Below are 19,407 nucleotides of genomic sequence, written 5' to 3'. Positions count from 1 at the left end.
AATCCGGTCTGATACAGACCGGATTTCATATTACATTCGCTGAAGAACAGCACGCTTATAAATATGGCGGGTAACGATATAATAAACAGCCTGGAACACAAAATAAATGAAGATGACAATTACAGCCTCAAAAAATAAGTTGGAATTCAGCATATTGCTTAACGCTGCATACGCAAAGCCGGCGTGAATTGTGCCCGCAATAAATGGGATGAAGAACAAAAATCCAATTTGTTTTCCAAGGATCGAGTGAATCTCTCTGTCTGTAATTCCCATTCTCTTTAATGCTAAAACTTGCACTCTTGTATCTTCTATTTCTGTAAACATCCGCAAATACAGCATGCTTCCTTGCACGATAAAAAACAGCACGCTGACAAACAGACCAATAAACAGCATTAATGCAACTCCCTGCTTCACGATTTGATAGCTTGGAGCACGCGTTTGAAAATCAGATATATGTTCTTTCGGCACCATGTTTTCAAGCTTTTCAGAGACATCCACCGTCTCCTGCCAATGCTCAAGCTCATAACCTACCACTCTCATCTGTTCCTTCAGCGGCACATTCTGTGACAGACTGTCAAAGCTCTTTTCGCTGACGACCAATAAACGGCTGACTCCATCGACTGACATCAATATCCCTTTGTTTTGCTGCTTTTTCATTGTGTAGGAAAGTGTTTTTCCTGACTTCATATGAAATGCCGCTGTTTCCCCTTCTCCAAATGTGTCTTTCACCATCATTTGAAAAGGAACATTAATAAATGCTTCATTTTCTTGTAAATGAATAACTGGAAGCCCTTTTTCCTTTGCGACTAGATTATAGATATTTGCTGGAATCAGCAAGGCTTCCGTTTCTGTTTTCTTGTTTCCATACGGCAAATCGGATTGGAAAGTGACCGGAATCCCTGTTGTATCCACCTTATACTTGATAACAGCATGAGCTTTTTTCAATGTATGCTCAGCCGTCTCAGGCTTCATGACCTGAAATCGAGACGCGTCTTTTTCTACCCAGGAAACAGACTGAGGAATGCTTTGCTCCTCCTGCGTTTGTAAATCGGAATAAAACATATAGATGACACCTGTAGCTGTGAGTATGACCGCCGTAATGACAGAGGTTAAAAACAGCATGCGTGCATGATCCTTCAGCCTGAATATCATGTTGGAACGCACAATAATATTCGTGCCTTTATAGAAGCTGTTTTTCTTTCTGTACAGCATGCGGAAGAACGCCACACTGCTTTGGGTAAAAAAGAAATACGTCCCGATTAATACTAAGATCAAAATTGGAAAGACACGAAACATCATGTCGATCGCATTGGCTGTTGCAGATAAGTAATAACCGCTGCCAAGACAAAGCAAAGACAGCACAGTGAGCCATTTCGAATAGACCGGCAGGCTTTTCGGCTTTTGGGCCGATTTAATCAGTTCAATGATTTCCAGCTTCCGAATCCGCCCCAGTGACAAAATGAGCAGCGTCTGAAACAGGATGAGAAAGCCGACAGCTGTCATCACAAACGCTTTCGGTACAATGGCAAACGAAATCGGCACCTTCACGCTGAGCATCCATGTCATGATCATAAAAAACAGTTTTGAAAATAAAAGACCTGCTCCAATGCCGGCCGCAATCGCTGCAAGAGAAATGAGTGATTGCTCATAATAAATCATCTTGCGAAGCTGCTGCTTTGATGTGCCAAACAGCGTCAGCAGGCCAAACTCTTTCTTTCTTGCCTGCAAAAAAGCCGAATTGGAATATGTGATGAAAAATATACAAAACACAATGATGACGACAAGAGCTGCACTCAAGCATGTTTTGACAAGGCTTCCGCCATATATATTGTCTTCATTGACATCAGGATGAAAAATAAAAGATGTGAAGACAAAAAACACTGAAACGGCAAACACACAGCTTAAAAAGTAGGCGACATATCGTTGCAGATTCCCAAGAATGTTTTTACGGGCGATGGTTCTCAAATTCATGAAAATCGCCTCCCAACACACTCAAGGTATCCAATATACTTTGATAAAACACCTGCCTGTTTGTTCCTCTGTGAATCTCTGAAAAGAAACGTCCGTCTTTAATAAACACAATCCGTTTACAGAAGCTTGCCGCTGTGGCATCATGCGTAACCAATAAAATCGTCGCTTCCTTTTCTTCATTCAGCTGAGCCAGCGTGTTCATCACTTGCTTTGCCGATTTTGAGTCGAGGTTTCCTGTCGGTTCATCTGCAAGAATGAGGGCCGGATTGTGAATAATCGCTCTGGCACAGGCTGCCCGCTGCTGCTGCCCGCCCGACACTTCGTATGTCCGGTGGTCAAGAATATGCTTAATTTGCAGCGTATCCGCCAGTTCATCCAAACGGGCTTCCATTTCTTTCAGCTTTACCTTATCCAATGCGAGCGGCAAGAGAATATTTTCACGTATCGTCAGTGTATCAAGCAGATTAAAGTCCTGAAAGACAAAGCCGAGTTCTCTTCTGCGAAACATAGCCAGGTCCTGGTCCTTTAACGTTTTCGGCTGAATGCCGTTGATCATCATCTCGCCCTGCGTCGGCTTATCAATGGTAGCCAGCAAATTTAAAAGCGTGGTTTTTCCGCTTCCCGACGGCCCCATAATCCCGACAAATTCTCCTTTTGCCACACTGAGATCAAAGCCGCTGAGCGCTTGATATGAGATTGTCCCTTTATTTGAATAGTACGTTTTCGATAGGTTCGTTGTTTGCAACACGTTCATGTTCTGCTCCTCCTTTTTCTTTATTATAAAAAGGAAGTCAGCATCCTCCCATCGAACTTTCTTGCAATTCCGCTCCCCAACCTTACAATGCTGTCACATTCACGAGGGTGTCACTTGAAAACACGATGGTCATCACAGTGCCAGCCCCTTCTTTTGATTCCGCATACAGCTTATGGCCGAGACGGCTGCACACCTGTTTTGCTAAATAAAGGCCCATTCCAGTTGCCTCTTTCATGGTTCGTCCGTTTTCTCCGGTAAAAAACGCGTCAAAAATCCGCGGCAGATCCTGCGGCGGTATGCCGATTCCTTCGTCGGCAACCGACAATCGTGTCTCATGTCCCTGTGTTTCAATCCGGATTGTAATAGGGTCTCCAACACCTTGCTTTGAATATTTTAAAGCGTTGAAAAGGATTTGCTCGACAACAAAGGAAAGCCACTTTTGATCACTGGAAATCTGAACGGCATTTGGCGGCACATGTAATGTTGGAAAAAGGCGCCGTTTAATAAACTGACGTTTTTCCTGATTGATCAGTGAACGAACCATTTCTGCCAAATCAAAGGTTTGCGGTTTTACATCAAAGGAAAATTCCTCCAGCCGAGCCGTTTGCAGCATCATATCAAGACCGTGGCGAAATCTCTCATTCTCATCCTCCAGCTCCTCTAAAAACGTCGGAAAAGAGGGTGCGGTTCCGCTTTTTCCTTCCTGAATCATTAAGGAAATGACGGATACCGGTGTTTTCATATGGTGGACCCATTGATTGGTGAAGGTATAATGCTGCTTTTGCTGATTGATATATTGTGAGAGCCTGCTTTCGTATTGCTGCCCGAGTGCGTTGATCATTTTCGTCCAAAGCGCTTGCTCTCCTGTTCTTGGCTTTCGGGCTTTCAAAGACTGTCCGATGTCATTTGCAGCAGACGCTTGCTCTGCAAGCTTTTTGACATAAGTGAGAAAGGAATATTGCCGAACGTAATCAGCTGCAAAACCGGCAGCTAGAAGAACACCAGGCAAAATCCATATATACACCATATTTTCTTTAGATGGTTCTGCGCCGCTCTCTATGATGCTTAAATACGCAATCAGCATGCTGGCCCCTATCCCTAATAATGAAAATAGTATAATGGCGAAACGGTCGATGAGATACGTCTTTAACACTCCGCTTCATCCTTCCGATTGACTTGAAATTGATAGCCTTGTCCTCTGATTGTTGAAATACAATCTTTCAGTCCGGCATTCTCCAGTTTTCTCCGCAGCCGGTTGACATTGACCGTTAACGTGTTGTCATCGACAAAATCAACGTCATCCCATAACGCCTCCAATAGCACATCACGGGAGACAATTTTTTTATGCTCCCTCACAAAAATCGAGAGAAGCTGGAATTCTTTTTGGGAAAACAAAATCCGGACACTGTTCCACTCCGCTTCATTCTGATCAGGATAAATCGTCAGCCCGCCAAGTTCCACTATTCTTGATTCCTGCGGCAAAGAGGGCGAATATTCACCATATGTGCGGCGCAGGACGCTTTTGATTTTGGCCATCACTACCTCTAAATGGAACGGCTTTGTGATATAATCATCGCCGCCATTTTCAATCGCCATTACCTGATTCAGCTCATCGGTCCGTGCTGATATAAAGATAATCGGCGCATTAGAAATCGTACGTATTTGCCTGCACCAATAAAACCCGTCAAAAAAAGGCAGGTTGATGTCAAGCAGGACAAGATCAGGCTTCATTTCTGCAAATTCCAATTTTATATCATTCAGCTGTTCAGCAATTTTTACTTCATATCCGTATTTTTGAAGATGACCGCCCAGCAAAGAAGCAATCCGCTCATCATCTTCCACAAGCAAAATCCGATACACGTTGATCCCCCTTATATGTACATCACAATGATTTTTCTAGAAGATTCCAAAATTATTATAGCATGTGCAGAATAGTAAATCGGTCTTTTTCTTTTCGATATGATAGAATGGTATAGGTAAAATTTTCATAATAGGCAGGTGTCGTGATGAAGAAAATCATGCTGTTTCTGGCCATTACGTCAATTCTTTCAGCATGTCAGCCCAACTATACCGGGAAATACATAGAAATTGGGGATACACTAACTGACTATACCAAAGAGTGCTTTAAAGAGAATGAAATTCCTTATAAATACGAAAAGGGAAAACTGTATATCCCTGAAGACGCATTTGATACAGCAATCTACACTTGCTCATAAGAAAAAGCTTGCAGATAACCTGCAAGCTTTTTACGTTACAAAAAATGAGTATTTAATTTCTCTTCAAATTCTGTAGGGCCGATATCCCTTTTTTGAATGTCACCGCCGTTTTCATGAATCGTGAAATGGCGGTCTGACATGACCATCCTTCCGCTCGGTGTCAGCTTTGAGGCAAGCGGTGATTTGTTAAAAGGAGATTTTTCATGAGAGTGAATCATGTCCTTCATGTTATCTAAATCACAGAGATCGCTCTCTTCAAGGGTAAAGGCGTACCCAATTTGCCAGCCTTCTCCTTTGTCCATCAGCAGCACATGGCTGCCCATTTCTGTCTCTTCTTTTTTGATTCGGAATGACCCGACTGGTGACTGTACCGTTTCTCCGGAAATCGGTATCGGCTGAAGCGCCAGGTTGATGCCGAAACCAATATCAACGAGGTAATCGCCGTTTTCCGCAGACAGCAATACAGCAGCATGCGTCCCTTCTAGCGCCCATCCCTCTTGATTGCCTGCATAAACCGTTCCTCGAATGAGCTTCACATGAAAACCGGCCTCACGCAAGACAAAATAAAGGAAGCCATTTAAATCGTAGCATAGGCCGCCGTGCTGTTCTTTGACCAGACGCCGCCATAGATCTTCTTTTGTTACCCTATAATTCTCTTTTGCAAGTACGGCACGGTTTTCAAATGGAAAACGGTATGCCATTGCTTTGAGAAAAAGGGGAAGATCGCCGAAGCTGACATGGTCTTTCTCCCAGCCGATTTTCTGAAAGCAGTCTTTTAGAAAGTCACTCATTTTTATCACCTAAACTTCTTCTTGAACGTAAGCAGCCAGCTTCTCCAGCGCCTCTTGTTCATCTTCTCCCTGGGCAATCAAGGTAACCTCAGTGCCTGTGCTTACCGCCAGGCTCATCAGCCCCATGATGCTTTTGGCGTTTACCTTTTTCCCATCCTTCTCAAGAAACACATCTGACGTAAACCGGTTTGCTTCTTGTACAAACAAAGCAGCAGGACGTGCTTGCAGTCCTGTCTTTAATCGAACTTCCACTTTCTGTTGAACCATAAGATCTCCCCTTTTCTTTACGGTTATTTTAAAGTGACGGTTTGCCCTGTCCGCAGCTGTTCTGCGATTTCGTCAAGTTTTCTCAGCCTGTGATTGATCCCTGACTTGCTGATTTTCCCGCTTGCTACCATTTCCCCCAGCTCTTTCAGCGTCACTTCCTGATAGTCAATCCGCAGCTGCGCGATTTCCCGAAGTTTTTCAGGAAGCGCCTCCAGGCCGATTCTTTCATCGATGTATTTAATATTTTCCACCTGTCTCAGCGAAGCGCCGATCGTTTTGTTTAAGTTGGCTGTTTCACAATTGACGAGGCGGTTGACCGAATTTCTCATGTCCCGAACGATTCTGACATCCTCAAATCGCAGAAGCGAGTTGTGAGCGCCGATTACGTTCAGAAACTCTGTAATCTTTTCAGCCTCTTTTAAATAGGTGATGTAGCCTTTTTTCCGTTCAAGCGTTTTGCTGTTTAACTGAAACTCATTTAACAGGTCACATAATGAATCGTTATGCTCCTTATAAAGAGAGAAGATTTCTAAATGATACGAGGAGGTTTCCGGATTATTGACCGAACCTCCTGCCAAAAATGCTCCTCTCATATAAGAACGCTTGCAGCATCTCTTTTTGACCAGCTCTTTCGAAATACTTCGTTCAAACACAAAATTCTCCCCGAGTATTTTTAAATCCTCTAAGATCGCTTTTGCATTTTCTGAAAAACGCACAATATAGACGTTGTTCTTTTTCAGCCGCATTTTCTTTCTGACCAGCAGCTCGACCGACACGTCATATTGTTTTTTCAGCAATGTATAGATGCGGCGGGCAATCGCCGCGTTTTCGGTTTGAACATCGAGTACGAGATGGCGGTTTGTAAATGATAAAGCTCCATTCATCCGGATGAGTGCAGACAGCTCGGCGTTAATGCAGCAGTCTTTCACTTCCAGATTGGTTAATTCTTTTTTTGTTTCTGATGCAAATGACATATAGCCACCTCATTTCAAGGCTTCATTCTTTCAGTAAATCAACAAGAAGAGAGGCCACTTTATGTGTATCGTGACGAATTACGTCATTTTTATACGTTACGATTTGGTCTCTGATGACTTCAAGCCCCATCGCTTTCAGCTCATCGATATCAAAATCAACAGGACGTGCGGATTCCATTTCGTACTTACGCTTTATTTCGTCGGGAATGTCTTCACTGTTCACTAATATCGTATCAATAAAACCGCAGCCCATATGCTGATTGAGCGCTTTCACATGATCAGCAGCGGTGTAATGGAGCGTTTCACCGGGCTGAGTCATCACGTTGCAAATGTATACTTTTTTCGCCGGCGCCTTTATCACTTCTTCCCCGATTTTTGGGACGAGCAAATTGGGAAGAATGCTTGTATAGAGGCTTCCCGGGCCGATAATAATCAAATCCGCTTCCCTGATCACGTCTATCGTTTCCGGCAGCGGGTCAATCTGTTCAGGCGTGAGAAAAACACGCTTAATGCGCTGTCCGTATGCCGGAATCGTTGACTCGCCTGAGACCACGCGGCCGTCTTCCATCTCAGCATGCAAAACAACACTGGTATTTGCAGCCGGCAAAACCTTCCCTCTTACATTCAGCACCTTGCTCATTTCTGTGACAGCGTGAAAAAAATCACCGGTTATATTTGTCATCGCTGCCAAAATCAAATTCCCGAGAGAATGGCCTGTTAAGTCATTCCCTTTATTGAAGCGGTGCTGAAAAAGATCTTCAACAAGCGGCTCCACATCGGATAAAGCGGCAAGCACATTTCTGATGTCTCCGGGAGGCGGAATTTTCAGTTCATTCCGCAGACGGCCAGAGCTTCCCCCATCATCGGCAACTGTTACAATGGCCGTGATGTCAACGGGTTTATGTTTTAGGCCCCGAAGCAATACAGAAAGTCCCGTACCGCCGCCAAAGATTGCGATTTTCGGTTTTTGTCCCATCTTATTTCCGGCTTCTCTTTTCAATGTCCCGGTGAGTAACATGAGTATAGTAATCCTTTTTGAAATAATCAGCTAGATTCTCGGCAAGTGTCACAGAGCGGTGCTGGCCCCCTGTGCAGCCGATCGCAATGACGACCTGGCTTTTTCCTTCTCTTTTGTAAGATGGAAGCATAAAGCTCAGCAGATCAATTAATTTCTCATTGAACTTTTGCGTTTCATTCCACTTCATGACGTAAGAGGAAACCTCTTCATCCTTGCCAGTCAGCGGCCGCATGCTTTCGATATAGTACGGATTCGGCAAAAATCTGACATCAAAGACGAGATCTGCGTCAATCGGGATACCGTATTTAAAACCAAATGACATCACATTTACGGTAAATGTCTCTCCTTGGTTTGAGGCAAAGTGCTTTACAATTTTTTCGCGTAAATCACGCGGCTTCATGTCAGATGTATCGTAAATGATTTGAGAACGGCCTTTTAATTCCTCAAGCAGCTCTCGTTCCAGCGCAATGCCTTCAAGCGGCAGGCCAGTCGCTGCCAGCGGATGCGAGCGTCTCGTTTCTTTATATCTCGTGACGAGAATGGAATCCTTCGCGTCCAGGAATAAAATTCGCGGTGTGATCCACGGATTCTCGGCCATTTCATCCAGCGCTTCAATCAGCCTGTCAAAAAATTCGCGGCCGCGCAGATCCATCACGAGCGCAACTTTGCTCATTTTCGAATTTGATTCCTTCATCAGCTCTAAAAACTTCGGAAGCAATGAAGGCGGAAGATTATCGACGCAGAAATAGCCGAGATCTTCAAAGCTTTGAATGGCGACAGTTTTCCCCGCTCCCGACATTCCGGTTATAATGACAAGCTGAATATCATGTGATTCACTAACACTCATCTTTCTCCCCCCTGACTTGTCTTTCTATTTGATATGCTGCGGGTCTAAACGATAACTGAGCAGCTCAAAGTCCGGTGTATACGTAAATGTGCCGTGCAGCAGCCCTTGTCCCTTCATCATAAAATCAAGGATATGGCCGTCTCCAGGGGCCATAGGCAGGCTCTGAATGTCATTGACATCATGCCACTGCAGCTTGCCTTCCTCGGATTCTGATACATTTTGTCCTGTATAAGAATCAGCGACAAACGTAAACATCATCCACTCGGAGACAATGTGGTCACCGTCTTTAATAATAAAGGTAAAAACGCCTTTTAATTGAGGATTTATGATATAGATACCAGTCTCTTCTCTGTACTCTCTGATGACGGAGTCTCTGACTGATTCTCCGCTCTCCATCTTGCCGCCCGGCGCGACCCACCAGCCGCGTCTCGGCTTTTGCAGCAGAAGAACTTTGTCATCCGTCTGAAGCACACAATTTGTCACTCTTTGCAAGTACGTCACCTAACCTTCGTCCTGTCATCGTCTCTTTATTATACCGCTTCAAGATGCCTCCCACAATGAAGAGACATTGACAATCTTTTCTTCTATTTTACAGCATATTCTTTCGTTAATTCAGATGATTTTGCTGTAATCGGCATTCATCTTTTATTTTTGGACAAAAAAAGGACACGGATAACTGGAGAATCCGTGCCAAAAAAGTGTATTCATTATAAAAAGGGGGTCAATTACTTTATTAATCATAACCGAAAAGCATTACACATGTGTTACAGCGGAATTAAAACCCAGTAACGTAATGTGAAACTCGTGTGACAGCCCTTTTTATTTTAAGGTTTTCAGCGTTTCTTGAAGCTCTTCGACATAATGCTGAACGCTTTGTGCCGCAATGCTTCCGTCTCCTGTAGCTGTTACAATTTGGCGCAGTGATTTTTCGCGAATGTCTCCGGCAGCGAAAATCCCTTCAACCTTAGTTTCCATGCGGTCGTTTGTTTCGATGTAGCCTTCTTCATTCGTAATGCCCAGGTTTTCAAACGGTTTAGATAGAGGAAGCATGCCGATGTAGATGAATACGCCATCTGTTTTGAATTCACTTTCTTCACCGGTTACCGTATCGACAAGCGTTACGTTACCGACTTTGCCGTTTTCCTCATGAATTTCTTTCACGGTTTTGTTCCATAGGAAGTCAACTTTTTCATTATCAAATGCTCTCGCTTGAAGAATGCTTTGCGCACGGAGTTTATCACGTCTATGAACGATCGTTACTTTGGAAGCGAAACGTGTCAGGTACACACCTTCTTCAACCGCAGAATCTCCGCCGCCGACAACAACAAGCTCTTTGCCTTTAAAGAAAGCCCCGTCACATACCGCACAATAAGATACACCGCGTCCGCCTAATTCCTTCTCGCCAGGCACACCGATTTTTTTATACTCCGCACCTGCAGCAATAATGACAGCACGCGCTTTATATTCTTTTGAACCAGCTTTAATTACTTTGTACTCTTTGCCGTCAACGACTTCTTTAATATCGCCATAAGCGTATTCGGCGCCGAATTTTTTCGCGTGTTCAAACATTTTGTTAGAAAGCTCAGGCCCAAGGATACTTTCGAATCCAGGATAGTTTTCTACATCTTCCGTATTGGCCATTTGTCCGCCGGGAATTCCTCTTTCAATCATTAATGTCGATAAATTTGCTCTCGATGTGTATACAGCGGCCGTCATCCCAGCAGGGCCCGCGCCGATTATAATCACGTCATAAATTTTTTCTTCTGACACACTATTCACTCCTTAAACCATCTTTTCAAGTTTGGGCTCTTTCTTATAAGATAAGAATCCCCATCAAACGTATTCCTTACCCATATCCTATAAAATCTCATGGTGATACGCTATTTTTTTGCTCAACACGATTAAATGTATTCAAAAAGGGTATATGTTAATAAAGAAAGAGCCTTCTGTTTGTAGAAGGCCCTTGTCATATTTATTATTGAACAACACGTCTTACAACGCCTTTAAATGCTGCTTTCCAGTAAGGATTGCTCATAGAGTCAACAGATACGCCATGAGATGTATTGTCGTTTAGGAAAGTACCGTTTCCTAAGTAGATTCCTACGTGTCCGTTTGTTTTGTAAGTGTCAAAGAACACAAGGTCTCCGCGTTTCATTTCAGACGCGCTGACAGCTTGTCCTCTGCCAACTAACGTATCAGTTGTTGTTCCGCCTACAGGCCCAAGGTTAACACCTGCAGAAGCGTATGCCCAGCGTACGAATGATGAGCAGTCAAAAATACGGTTGTTGATATCAGATTGGCTGCGTCCGCCGCCAAACTTGTAAGGAGATTGTCCTACAATGCTTGAACCAACGCTGATCGCGCCTTCAATTCCGCCGGAGTTGCTGATAACAGTGCCGCCTGAATTGCTGTTTGAACCGCTGCTCTTCTTAGAAGATGAGCCGTTAGACGAACTGTTTGATGAACCGTTAGAAGAATTGTCTGAAGAATCATCAGATGAGCTTGCTTTCGCTGATTCAGTTGTAGCCGTTTGGCTGTCATCTGTTTGTGTTTCATCAGATGCTTTTTGTGCTTCTTCCTGCTTTTTGATCAAAGCAGCAGCTGCTTCTTGTTCTTTTTTGATGCGAGCTTGTTCAGCTTCAGTATTTGCTTTTTGATTTGCAAGTTCAGACGCTTCTGATTTTAATTCAGAAATCGCTTTAGCCGTTTTCTTTTGGCTTGCTTTTGCTTCGTCGAAAAGCTTGTCTTTTTCATTAAGCTGTTTATCAAGGTCTTTTTGCATTGTTTCTAATTTAGCCAATGCAGCTTGAACTTCTTTCAGCTTGTTATTCAAATCCGCTTCAGAATCTTCGAGCTTCGCTTTATCCTGCTCTTGCTGTTTGATTAAATCTTTGTCTGCGTCCACAATAGATGAGACCGCAGTCGCACGAGAGATAAAGTCACCAAAGCTTGTTGATCCTAAAAGAACATCTATGTATCCTTGAGATCCGCCGCTTTCCTGTAAAGAACGAACGCGTTTTTTCAGGATTTCATTGCGTTTTTCGATGCGTGCTTCTGTTTCTTTAATCTCTTTTTTCAGTTTTTTGATTTCTTCTTTTGTTTTATCGTTTTCTTCTTTTTTATCTTCGATCTTGTTGCTTGTATCAAGCGCCTTAGCGTTAATGCCTTGCAGTTCTTTTTCAATCTTTGATTGATTTTCCTGAAGCTCAGTTAATTCTTTTTCCTTCGCTTCAATGCTGGAAGCAACCTCAGATTGCTTGCTTTCGATTTTTTGTTTCTTTTCATCTAATGTTTCCGCCGATGCAGTTTTACTTGTAAATGGGATCAAAAAACTGCTTGTCCCGATGACGGAAGCCAAACCAAGTGTAATTAAACTCTTTCTCACTTTTTATATCCTCCCTTTTACTGTGAACCTGTCCTCATTTGGAATCGTATTTTGAACATCAAGTTTCGTTCCTCATACTCTACGAGGAATGATGGTTGTTTATGGTTAATTATTCTGTGCATCTCTTATTCTGGTTGTATAGCGTTTATTTCACATCATATGTAAAAAACACTAATTCCTTATGTACGAGAATCATTATACCATCAAGTTTCGACAAATTAGCGATAAATTTTATTACATTTATGTTTCAAACAGATGTCAAACCACACATCATTTGTCATTTTTCTTAAGCGTGTAAAAAAACTGTCGATATTATTTTCTTAATATAATCTACCAAACAAAAAAAGAGTCGATTAAACAAATCGACTCTTCAAAATATACTATTCTAGAATATCATCAATATATTTCATATATTTCGTCAACGTTGCCGGAGAGATGCCAAATCGGGCTGCTGTGTCTTTTTTCGTGTCTTGCTTGCCGTGGGCTTCTTTCCAAATATAACAGATCGCTGCCGCCCAGCCTTTCTCATTCTTCAACGGAGCGGCTGCGCGGATTTGCTGGATGACATGAAAAACCCAGCAACTCATGACTTCTGTTGTCATCTCTTCTTTTTCAGCTTGCTCTAATAATTTGACCGTTTGATAGGCGAACAGCGCATCCTCTGAAACGTCAGCTGCCACAGAGTCTCCATTCAAAAGCAGCTTTACAAAGTGATTTTCAAAAGGAGCGGTAATTCTCTTTGAGCGTATTACCGCTTCAAGATGCTCCGTTTCTCCCTTTGTACTGCTGATATAATAGGCTGCGAGACGCTGCTCTACAGATGAAGGAAGTGCTTCCCTTCGCTCAACCCAAGGCGCAGGGCGGTCTTCTCCGGGATATTGCGACTCGACTTTTCTCCAGATCGTCTCGGCAAAGTCGGTATGCCCCGTAAAATAAGCAGAGCACGAGAGCCAGTAAAAGAATGTGTCGTCACCTTCAAAGCCGGTTTTATATAATGATTTGAGCCATTTATACCCAAGCTCGTAACGGCCGACAAGCGCCAAGGTAGCACCCAGTTTATAACGCTGTTCCAACAGCATTGGATAGACATTAGAAAGCTGCTCACTCAATTCCGCCACTTTTTCATCTTCTCTTTCATAATAGTAGAAAACGAGAAGATTGCATAAGGCATGAAGATTTCCTTCATTATGAGAAAGCACTTCATACGCGGTTTGCTTCGCTTTTACAACGTTTCCGGAATAGAAATAGGCAAGCGCCAGATTGTTGTATGCTGACCAAAGCTCCGGATATTCAGCTGTGATTTCCTCAAGCGCTGCAACCGCTTCAGCAAGCTGGCCGCTTTCCAGCAATGATTTTGCCCGATCCTGTTTCATCAGCAGTTCATCCTGATCATACAACGAATCCTCAATACCATCGTCCCCTAGATCGAGTAAATCAAGCAGACTATCATTTTCTTCCGCGAATTCACCGTCCGGGTCCGCATCAGAATAAGCGGCCGCTTCTTTATAAGCTTCTTGAAAGAGCCCCAGGTGGGCAAAGTTGTTCGCTTTAAAGTAATGGCATTCCGGCATTTCGGCCTCCAGATTAGCCATGATATAGTCAAGAAGATCGTTCGACTCTTGATACTGGCCCATTTCCGAGTAAATGACCGCAAGCTGTGAAAGCATCTCTGAATCCTCCGGCTCCAAATGAACCGCGCGCTGAATCAGTTTGCTTGCCCGTTTCAGATTGCGCTCTTTATACGCTTTCAAACCTTTATGAAAAAAATATTGTCCATCTTGAAGCAGCTGGACAATTTGTGCGTGATTTTTATGTTCAGAAGTGTGTTTTCCCACAACTACCCTCCGTTTTATACAATATTACCGTCAGTAGTATACCATAAATCGTAAGCCCCTCAATAGTTCAAAAGGAAGGATTGGGAAATTCCCTCCTCTTTTTTATTGGCTGATTCGACCAAAATTTACCCGGCTTTGTTTTCTAAATCCGCGTTCATTTTCAGCTGCTGTTCAGCAAAATCCCGATAAAGATCATGGGAAGCCATTAATTCATGGTGTGTTCCACGACCGGTAATTTCCCCTTTTTCAACAAACAAAAGCTGGTCCGCGTCTACAACGGTAGATAGGCGGTGAGCGATCACAATCGTTGTGCGGCCCTCCATCAGCACCTCAAGCGCCTGCTGAACTGACTTTTCAGATTGGCTGTCAAGGCTTGAAGTGGCTTCATCGAGCATAAGAATGCTTGGGTTACGGAGAAGCGCTCTCGCAATTGCGATTCTTTGCCTTTGTCCGCCTGACAGCATGATGCCGCGTTCGCCCACTTCTGTATCAAGCTGATTCGGCAGCTCCTTTATAAAATTGAGGGCATAGGCCATTTCCGCGGCTTTTTCGATCTCATCATCTGTTACATCTCGTTCTAATCCGTAACAAATATTTTCTCTGATTGTCCCCGACATTAACGGGCTTTCCTGTGATACATATCCGATGTGCTCCCGCCACGATTCAAGCGAATAAGTGTCAATCGGCTCGTCCCCCAGCCGAATAGCCCCTGCAGTCGGAGAGTAAAAGCGTTCAAGCAGCTTAAACAGCGTCGTTTTTCCCCCGCCGCTCGGACCGACGATCGCTGTCACTTTCCCTGCTTCAATGACGGCACTGATCTCTTTTAAGATCAGCTGATCGGGCTTATATCCAAAAGACACGCGATCAAGCTGGATAGGCAGATGCGCATTTTCGATTTGTTTTCCCGTCACTGTATCTTCCTCTTCCTCTGCCAAGATCTCAATCATTCGTTCTGTTGCACCGATTGATTTTTGCAGCTGTGTAAAGAATGTTGTAATTTGGCCCATCGGCATAATAATTTGGAACAAATATAAAATAAAAGCCACGAGCGCTCCGGCCGTGAGCTCGCCTGAAGATACCTGCATGCCGCCATATCCGATCACTGCGACAAGCGCTGCCATTAACACGAGTGAGATAAGCGGGCCGACAAGTGATTGAACCTTAGCTTCACGAACGCCAAGCTTAAATAATGAGGAAATCCCCATTTTCCCGCGCCCATATTCGACATCCTCCGCATTTGAAGCTTTAACAAGTCTAATTTCCGGGAGAATTTGATTCAGCAGGCCTGTAAAACGAGCCGTTTCATCTTGTGTTTCCCGTGAAATGGAGAACATTTTCCGTCCAATCGGCACCAAGATAAGAGCGGCCAGCGGAACGACCACTAACACAAGCAGTGTCAGCTTCCAGTTCATAATAAACAAGATTGTCAATGATCCAATGACAGAAATGATGCCTGTAATAAATCCGCTGATATGGGTTGTAATCAATTCTTTGACAACCATCGTATCGTTCGTTACACGGCTGACTGTTTCTCCGGAAGCATTTGTATCGAAATAAGAGACAGGCAGCTTAATTAATTTCTTCCATAATAAATCCCGCAGCCCGGAGATGATTTTTTGTCCATTATAGTTAAGCGCATAGGTGGCATAAGCGCTTAAACCCGCCTGAACGAAAAACACCAGCGCGATCAAACCGATTTGCGTGCCTGACAGATTTGACATAGAAAAACCATCGACAAGCTGCTTCGTTAATAATGGAATGAGCAGGCTGACCAGCGTGGTTACTACACTGAGGGCAAGCGCAAAGGCGAGCTTTCCATAAGAAGGATTGGTCCGTCTTACTAAGGCAAAAAAGGGTTTCAATTTACTTTTAGATTTTTGTTTCTGGGTTGGCATATATTTTCCTCCTGTTTCAGCGTTCAGAAAGGTGAAAAGTCATAGCAAAAGGATGATTTTTACTCTTTCTCAATCATATCAATGGCGAGAGACTTTTTCAGTATATTTTTGCCGTGGTGAAAATAAAAGATCTCCCACTCATTGTTTGAATAGGAGATTTTTTATGTTAGTCATCTTTCACTGGCTTCTTTTTTCTGTAAGTCAATGTTACATCCTGCTGCCGCAGGTCTTCAATTATCATTTTGTACCGATCCACTTTTGCGGTATGTTCTTCTTTTATCATCTGAAGGGCAGCTTTTCGTTTTTCGCTTTTCGACTCAAGTTCTTCTTTTATTTTTTTTACAATCAACCCTTTTTGCCCTTTGATTTCCTCTTTTAATGAAGACTCAAATTTCTTTGTCAGGCTGAGAAAGTCGTTGATCGGTTGATTGAGGGCGCCCGCTTTCCCCTTCATTTCATCTTTGGTCAGAAACATATAGGTGGTTGATACAATTTCTGTTTCACTTTCTGAAAATAAGGAAGTCACTCTTCAAATTCCTCCTAAGGCTGAAAATCAAATAACTGAGAAATCATTTCTTCTTTTTCAAACAGCTTTTCAATACTCTCGCGGATATTTTTGATAAAATCTCTTTTTTCTGTTGTCTGTTTTTTTAATTCAGCAACAATTCCATCATTAGCAGGAAGCGCACCTGTGTGGAATGATTCATGAACTGAGATTTTTTCCAATTTATCGAATGTGTGGCTGAAACCAGCTGCAAGCCGGAATTGAAGATCGAAGGCATAATGCGAAGGGTTTTCTTCCATATGATGAATCGCCGTGGTGATCGCCTGTTTTTTGTCTATGAAGTCTTCATCTATTTCCTGACTGTAAACTTTCTGGTACTGAGAAATCGCATCTTCCATATCTTCAACGATTTTCATACCGTTTTGATAGATTCTGACAGCGGATGAGAGATTGACTTGAATCGTTTCTCCCGAGCCGCTCTTGCCTGTAAAATAAATATCGGAGCCTTTATAGCTGAAGCCTTTTTCCTTCGACAAGGCGTTGAGCATTTGAACGATGCTGTGGCCGTCGACGATGAGTTTTAGTGCGTCTTTTGTTTCTGTGTCGAGTGTTTCAAATGCATCTTTTAATTCATTAACACTACCTATTAACTCACAGACATAATAAACAATTGCAACTACATTATTAGTAGAAAGCGCGTATTTTAACTGTTTATATTGAATTTCTATATCGCCTATCTTATTATTAACTATTTTCAACTGTTTTTTGATACTCTTCTTTTGCGCCTCATCAATGTACCCATTCTCTTCAAGCTGATCCACAACTGTTCCGCTATTAATCAAGATAGTATGAAAGAATTTGATAAAAGCCGGCATTTTTTCCCCGATATTTTTAACCATTACCTGTATGTCACCAAACCGGTCTTTCACTATTTTCCCTTTCGCCATATTTCCATCAGCACTAATAATACTGCCGACAAGCTCTGCATCTATCCCAGTCGAAGCCATGACAAATCCGTTTAACCCACCTTTTTTATATTCTTCCGAATACTTCCGTAAAAAAGTTTGGATAGAGCGGACTTCCTCATCAGGAATCTTATCTATAATGCTTCTGATTCCTTTGACATCTGTATTTGTATCTTTCATCTTTACATTGCCAAATGTAATAAAATCAGCCTTTCCGCTGACGCCATAAAGCGGGTCATCTTTGGAAATACGCTGGGTGATGTTTGCTGTGACGCCTTTGTCATTGTAGTATTGGGTGATTGCTTTTTTTAGGTCTTCTTTGCGGACATTTTCAAGTTCATCAGTATTCAGAACATTAAATTTATTGATCATAGCATCAAGTAAATCTTTATCAGCTTGTAACAAATGATTTACACTAACCTGAGCACCGTTTACCCCATATACTTCATCAAACTCTCCATCTATTAACTGAACCATTACCTGGTTGTTATTTGCAAGTGAATGCCCAAGAGCGTAAGTATGTAGCTCATCAGAATTTCCAGCTCTTTTCTTTGCTTCCTTAGTAAATTCTCTCGTTGCTCTGTATTGGCTACTGTCGATCCCTAAGAAAAGGCCAAAAAAATTATAAGACCAATCCTCGTTATCAGCACTACCCTCCGAAATAATATGAAGTTGGTCTATTTGATTTTTACTATCTTTTATATATATTGCCGTACCATCATAACCCGATTCTTTTATTGACTTATCTTTTTGGTTATTTTTCTTAATCAGTTCTTTAGATGTATAAATCTCAATATCCTTAGGAAGATTTTGATTAGTTTCTTCTTTATAGATCCTGCGGACTTCCGCTTCAAATTCTACTTTTGCTTCCTTTATTTCTTTAGGATTATTTGATGCAAACTTTTTTTTATAATCATACTCTAAATTTATTAACCGCAGTTTTACATTTTCATTTGAAAATATATTATTGTTAGCCATCTTTCCCCTCCTTATTTAAAAAGGTGATAGATTTTACGAGCTTTTTAACCTGATCTCCTAAGTTATCTTTGTCTAACGTACAAGGCTTATCATTATTTGGGCATCTAAACATAAACGAAAACACAATACCTCGTTGGTCTTTCTCAGTAGATTTAATATAACCGAAGTATCTGTACGAAAAATTATATTTATTTTTATCGTTTTCAAAATTATTTTTCTTGTAGGCGATATAAATATCTTTACCTTCGCTCTCTAGTTTTTCAAAATTACCATTATAACCATTTTCACTACTAATTTGGTCTAACATTGTCTCAGGATTGTTAATAAAAGTTACTCCTTGATAATACTCTATTTGTGCATTTAGCATTTTATTTTTTGTTTTTTCATAGCTATCAAATGCGATGATTTCTTCATTTTCATCACGGCTAGACAAATAGCTTGAATACTTCCCATTCTCCGGAAACAACATCCTAAACCCTTTCAGCTTAGATTCAAGCAAATAATACCCCGGCTCTTCTTCTTTCGTTGACACCATGTACTCTCTCGTTTTCTCGTCCTGAAACGCCGGAACTTGCGGCAGGTCTTTTGGATCCATGTCTTTTGGTTTTACGGCTTCTGTTTTATTGTCATTTGTGGTGTTTTTATCGTTGTCATGCATACTGCATCCTCCTGTCAGGGCAAGTAATAAGCTGAAGCAAATACATATGATCTTTTTCATTACGAACCTCCACGGGTTTTGTGAGAATAGAATTCTATTTTCGTCCCGAAAATAATTCTATTGACCTGGTTAAGAAATGATTATTTTATCCTCTTTCATGTTATATCATGGCTTAATTTGGATAAATAGGAAATCTGACTCTGTTTCGTTCTCTTTTCATTAACAAATCAAGCAAAACATCACAAACACATCAAAATACCTATTTCTTTTTTCATAAAATCGTTTATCATACGGCTCTTACTTAACCTCTTCATCTTTATAGTAGGTAAATCGAAACGAATACTCTAT

At 42.1% G+C, this 19,407-nt stretch carries 18 protein-coding genes; 1 reads left to right on the top strand and 17 read right to left on the bottom strand.

Features of this window, described 5'->3' with window-relative positions:
• Positions 1-30 precede the first annotated feature (30 nt).
• The 4 genes from psdB to psdR all read right to left on the bottom strand — a co-directional run bounded on the left by psdB (position 31) and on the right by psdR (position 4,585).
• The gene (psdB, locus tag ACQXR1_RS02300) at positions 31-1,971 is read right to left on the bottom strand and encodes a lantibiotic ABC transporter permease PsdB (RefSeq protein ID WP_430771662.1); all 1,941 of its coding nucleotides are present in this window, start codon (positions 1,969-1,971) and stop codon (positions 31-33) included.
• Positions 1,946-2,725, bottom strand: a complete 780-nt coding sequence (gene psdA, locus ACQXR1_RS02295) for a lantibiotic ABC transporter ATP-binding protein PsdA (RefSeq protein WP_014665486.1) — start codon at positions 2,723-2,725, stop codon at positions 1,946-1,948. Before psdA ends, psdB begins: the two co-directional genes overlap by 26 nt.
• 82 nt (positions 2,726-2,807) lie before the next feature.
• Positions 2,808-3,878 (bottom strand): two-component sensor histidine kinase PsdS, encoded by a 1,071-nt coding sequence (gene psdS / locus ACQXR1_RS02290; protein WP_136653792.1) that lies wholly within the window; start codon positions 3,876-3,878, stop codon positions 2,808-2,810.
• Positions 3,872-4,585 carry a two-component system response regulator PsdR gene (psdR, locus tag ACQXR1_RS02285; protein WP_014478072.1) on the bottom strand — a complete coding sequence of 238 codons (714 nt, stop codon included), beginning with the start codon at positions 4,583-4,585 and terminating at the stop codon, positions 3,872-3,874. The genes psdS and psdR overlap by 7 nt, the downstream gene beginning before the upstream one ends.
• 146 nt (positions 4,586-4,731) lie before the next feature.
• On the opposite strand from psdR, the gene ACQXR1_RS02280 reads away from it, so the two are divergent.
• On the top strand, positions 4,732-4,941 hold the full coding sequence (locus ACQXR1_RS02280) for a hypothetical protein (RefSeq protein ID WP_014665489.1): 210 nt from the start codon (positions 4,732-4,734) through the stop codon (positions 4,939-4,941).
• Between the two features lie 35 nt (positions 4,942-4,976).
• Here the strand turns inward: ACQXR1_RS02280 and ACQXR1_RS02275 are convergent, their stop codons facing one another.
• The 13 genes from ACQXR1_RS02275 to ACQXR1_RS02215 all read right to left on the bottom strand — a co-directional run bounded on the left by ACQXR1_RS02275 (position 4,977) and on the right by ACQXR1_RS02215 (position 19,119).
• Positions 4,977-5,741, bottom strand: coding sequence for an arylamine N-acetyltransferase family protein (locus tag ACQXR1_RS02275; RefSeq protein WP_206869027.1), 765 nt, complete (start codon positions 5,739-5,741; stop codon positions 4,977-4,979).
• Positions 5,742-5,999: an HPr family phosphocarrier protein gene (locus ACQXR1_RS02270; RefSeq protein ID WP_003219835.1), complete on the bottom strand. Its 258-nt coding sequence runs from the start codon at positions 5,997-5,999 to the stop codon at positions 5,742-5,744.
• A gap of 23 nt (positions 6,000-6,022) precedes the next feature.
• Positions 6,023-6,973: a DNA-binding protein WhiA gene (gene whiA / locus ACQXR1_RS02265; protein ID WP_003243775.1), complete on the bottom strand. Its 951-nt coding sequence runs from the start codon at positions 6,971-6,973 to the stop codon at positions 6,023-6,025.
• 22 nt (positions 6,974-6,995) lie between these two features.
• Entirely contained in the window at positions 6,996-7,949 is a 954-nt protein-coding gene (gene mgfK / locus ACQXR1_RS02260; RefSeq protein ID WP_040082505.1) for a gluconeogenesis morphogenetic factor, read from the bottom strand.
• Position 7,950: 1 nt separating this feature from the next.
• Positions 7,951-8,838: an RNase adapter RapZ gene (gene rapZ, locus ACQXR1_RS02255; RefSeq protein ID WP_003235371.1), complete on the bottom strand. Its 888-nt coding sequence runs from the start codon at positions 8,836-8,838 to the stop codon at positions 7,951-7,953.
• 24 nt (positions 8,839-8,862) lie between these two features.
• Positions 8,863-9,339 carry an 8-oxo-dGTP diphosphatase gene (locus ACQXR1_RS02250; protein ID WP_080478281.1) on the bottom strand — a complete coding sequence of 159 codons (477 nt, stop codon included), beginning with the start codon at positions 9,337-9,339 and terminating at the stop codon, positions 8,863-8,865.
• A gap of 318 nt (positions 9,340-9,657) precedes the next feature.
• On the bottom strand, positions 9,658-10,608 hold the full coding sequence (gene trxB / locus ACQXR1_RS02245) for a thioredoxin-disulfide reductase (RefSeq protein ID WP_069150380.1): 951 nt from the start codon (positions 10,606-10,608) through the stop codon (positions 9,658-9,660).
• A 205-nt stretch (positions 10,609-10,813) separates the two neighbouring features.
• A complete protein-coding gene (gene cwlO / locus ACQXR1_RS02240; RefSeq protein ID WP_430771661.1) occupies positions 10,814-12,223 on the bottom strand; it encodes a peptidoglycan DL-endopeptidase CwlO in 1,410 nt (469 codons plus the stop codon).
• Positions 12,224-12,603: 380 nt separating this feature from the next.
• Positions 12,604-14,058, bottom strand: coding sequence for a tetratricopeptide repeat protein (locus ACQXR1_RS02235; RefSeq protein ID WP_040081721.1), 1,455 nt, complete (start codon positions 14,056-14,058; stop codon positions 12,604-12,606).
• 125 nt (positions 14,059-14,183) lie between these two features.
• Positions 14,184-15,953 (bottom strand): multidrug resistance ABC transporter ATP-binding protein/permease BmrA, encoded by a 1,770-nt coding sequence (bmrA, locus tag ACQXR1_RS02230; protein ID WP_430771660.1) that lies wholly within the window; start codon positions 15,951-15,953, stop codon positions 14,184-14,186.
• Between the two features lie 166 nt (positions 15,954-16,119).
• Positions 16,120-16,479, bottom strand: coding sequence for a hypothetical protein (locus ACQXR1_RS02225; protein WP_289860948.1), 360 nt, complete (start codon positions 16,477-16,479; stop codon positions 16,120-16,122).
• Between the two features lie 14 nt (positions 16,480-16,493).
• Complete coding sequence (locus tag ACQXR1_RS02220) at positions 16,494-18,401, bottom strand: DUF6792 domain-containing protein (protein WP_430771659.1); 1,908 nt, start codon at positions 18,399-18,401, stop codon at positions 16,494-16,496.
• Entirely contained in the window at positions 18,394-19,119 is a 726-nt protein-coding gene (locus ACQXR1_RS02215; RefSeq protein ID WP_187248797.1) for a lipoprotein YvcA, read from the bottom strand. The genes ACQXR1_RS02220 and ACQXR1_RS02215 overlap by 8 nt, the downstream gene beginning before the upstream one ends.
• Positions 19,120-19,407: the final 288 nt, after the last annotated feature.

Origin of the sequence: Bacillus sp. ATD (genome assembly GCF_050585765.1) — a bacterium.
Taxonomy (GTDB): domain Bacteria; phylum Bacillota; class Bacilli; order Bacillales; family Bacillaceae; genus Bacillus; species Bacillus stercoris.
The sequence above is the reverse complement of the archived record's forward strand: the minus strand, read 5'-3'. Positions and strand labels throughout refer to the sequence as shown.

Bases quoted from the DNA above. Each gene is read 5' to 3' on its own strand.
- psdB (WP_430771662.1), bottom strand. From the start codon at position 1,971: ATGAATTTGAGAACCATCGCCCGTAAAAACATTCTTGGGAATCTGCAA.
- psdA (WP_014665486.1), bottom strand. From the start codon at position 2,725: ATGAACGTGTTGCAAACAACGAACCTATCGAAAACGTACTATTCAAAT.
- ACQXR1_RS02280 (WP_014665489.1), top strand. From the start codon at position 4,732: ATGAAGAAAATCATGCTGTTTCTGGCCATTACGTCAATTCTTTCAGCA.
- ACQXR1_RS02270 (WP_003219835.1), bottom strand. From the start codon at position 5,999: ATGGTTCAACAGAAAGTGGAAGTTCGATTAAAGACAGGACTGCAAGCA.
- whiA (WP_003243775.1), bottom strand. From the start codon at position 6,973: ATGTCATTTGCATCAGAAACAAAAAAAGAATTAACCAATCTGGAAGTG.
- mgfK (WP_040082505.1), bottom strand. From the start codon at position 7,949: ATGGGACAAAAACCGAAAATCGCAATCTTTGGCGGCGGTACGGGACTT.
- rapZ (WP_003235371.1), bottom strand. From the start codon at position 8,838: ATGAGTGTTAGTGAATCACATGATATTCAGCTTGTCATTATAACCGGA.
- bmrA (WP_430771660.1), bottom strand. From the start codon at position 15,953: ATGCCAACCCAGAAACAAAAATCTAAAAGTAAATTGAAACCCTTTTTT.
- ACQXR1_RS02220 (WP_430771659.1), bottom strand. From the start codon at position 18,401: ATGGCTAACAATAATATATTTTCAAATGAAAATGTAAAACTGCGGTTA.
- ACQXR1_RS02215 (WP_187248797.1), bottom strand. From the start codon at position 19,119: ATGAAAAAGATCATATGTATTTGCTTCAGCTTATTACTTGCCCTGACA.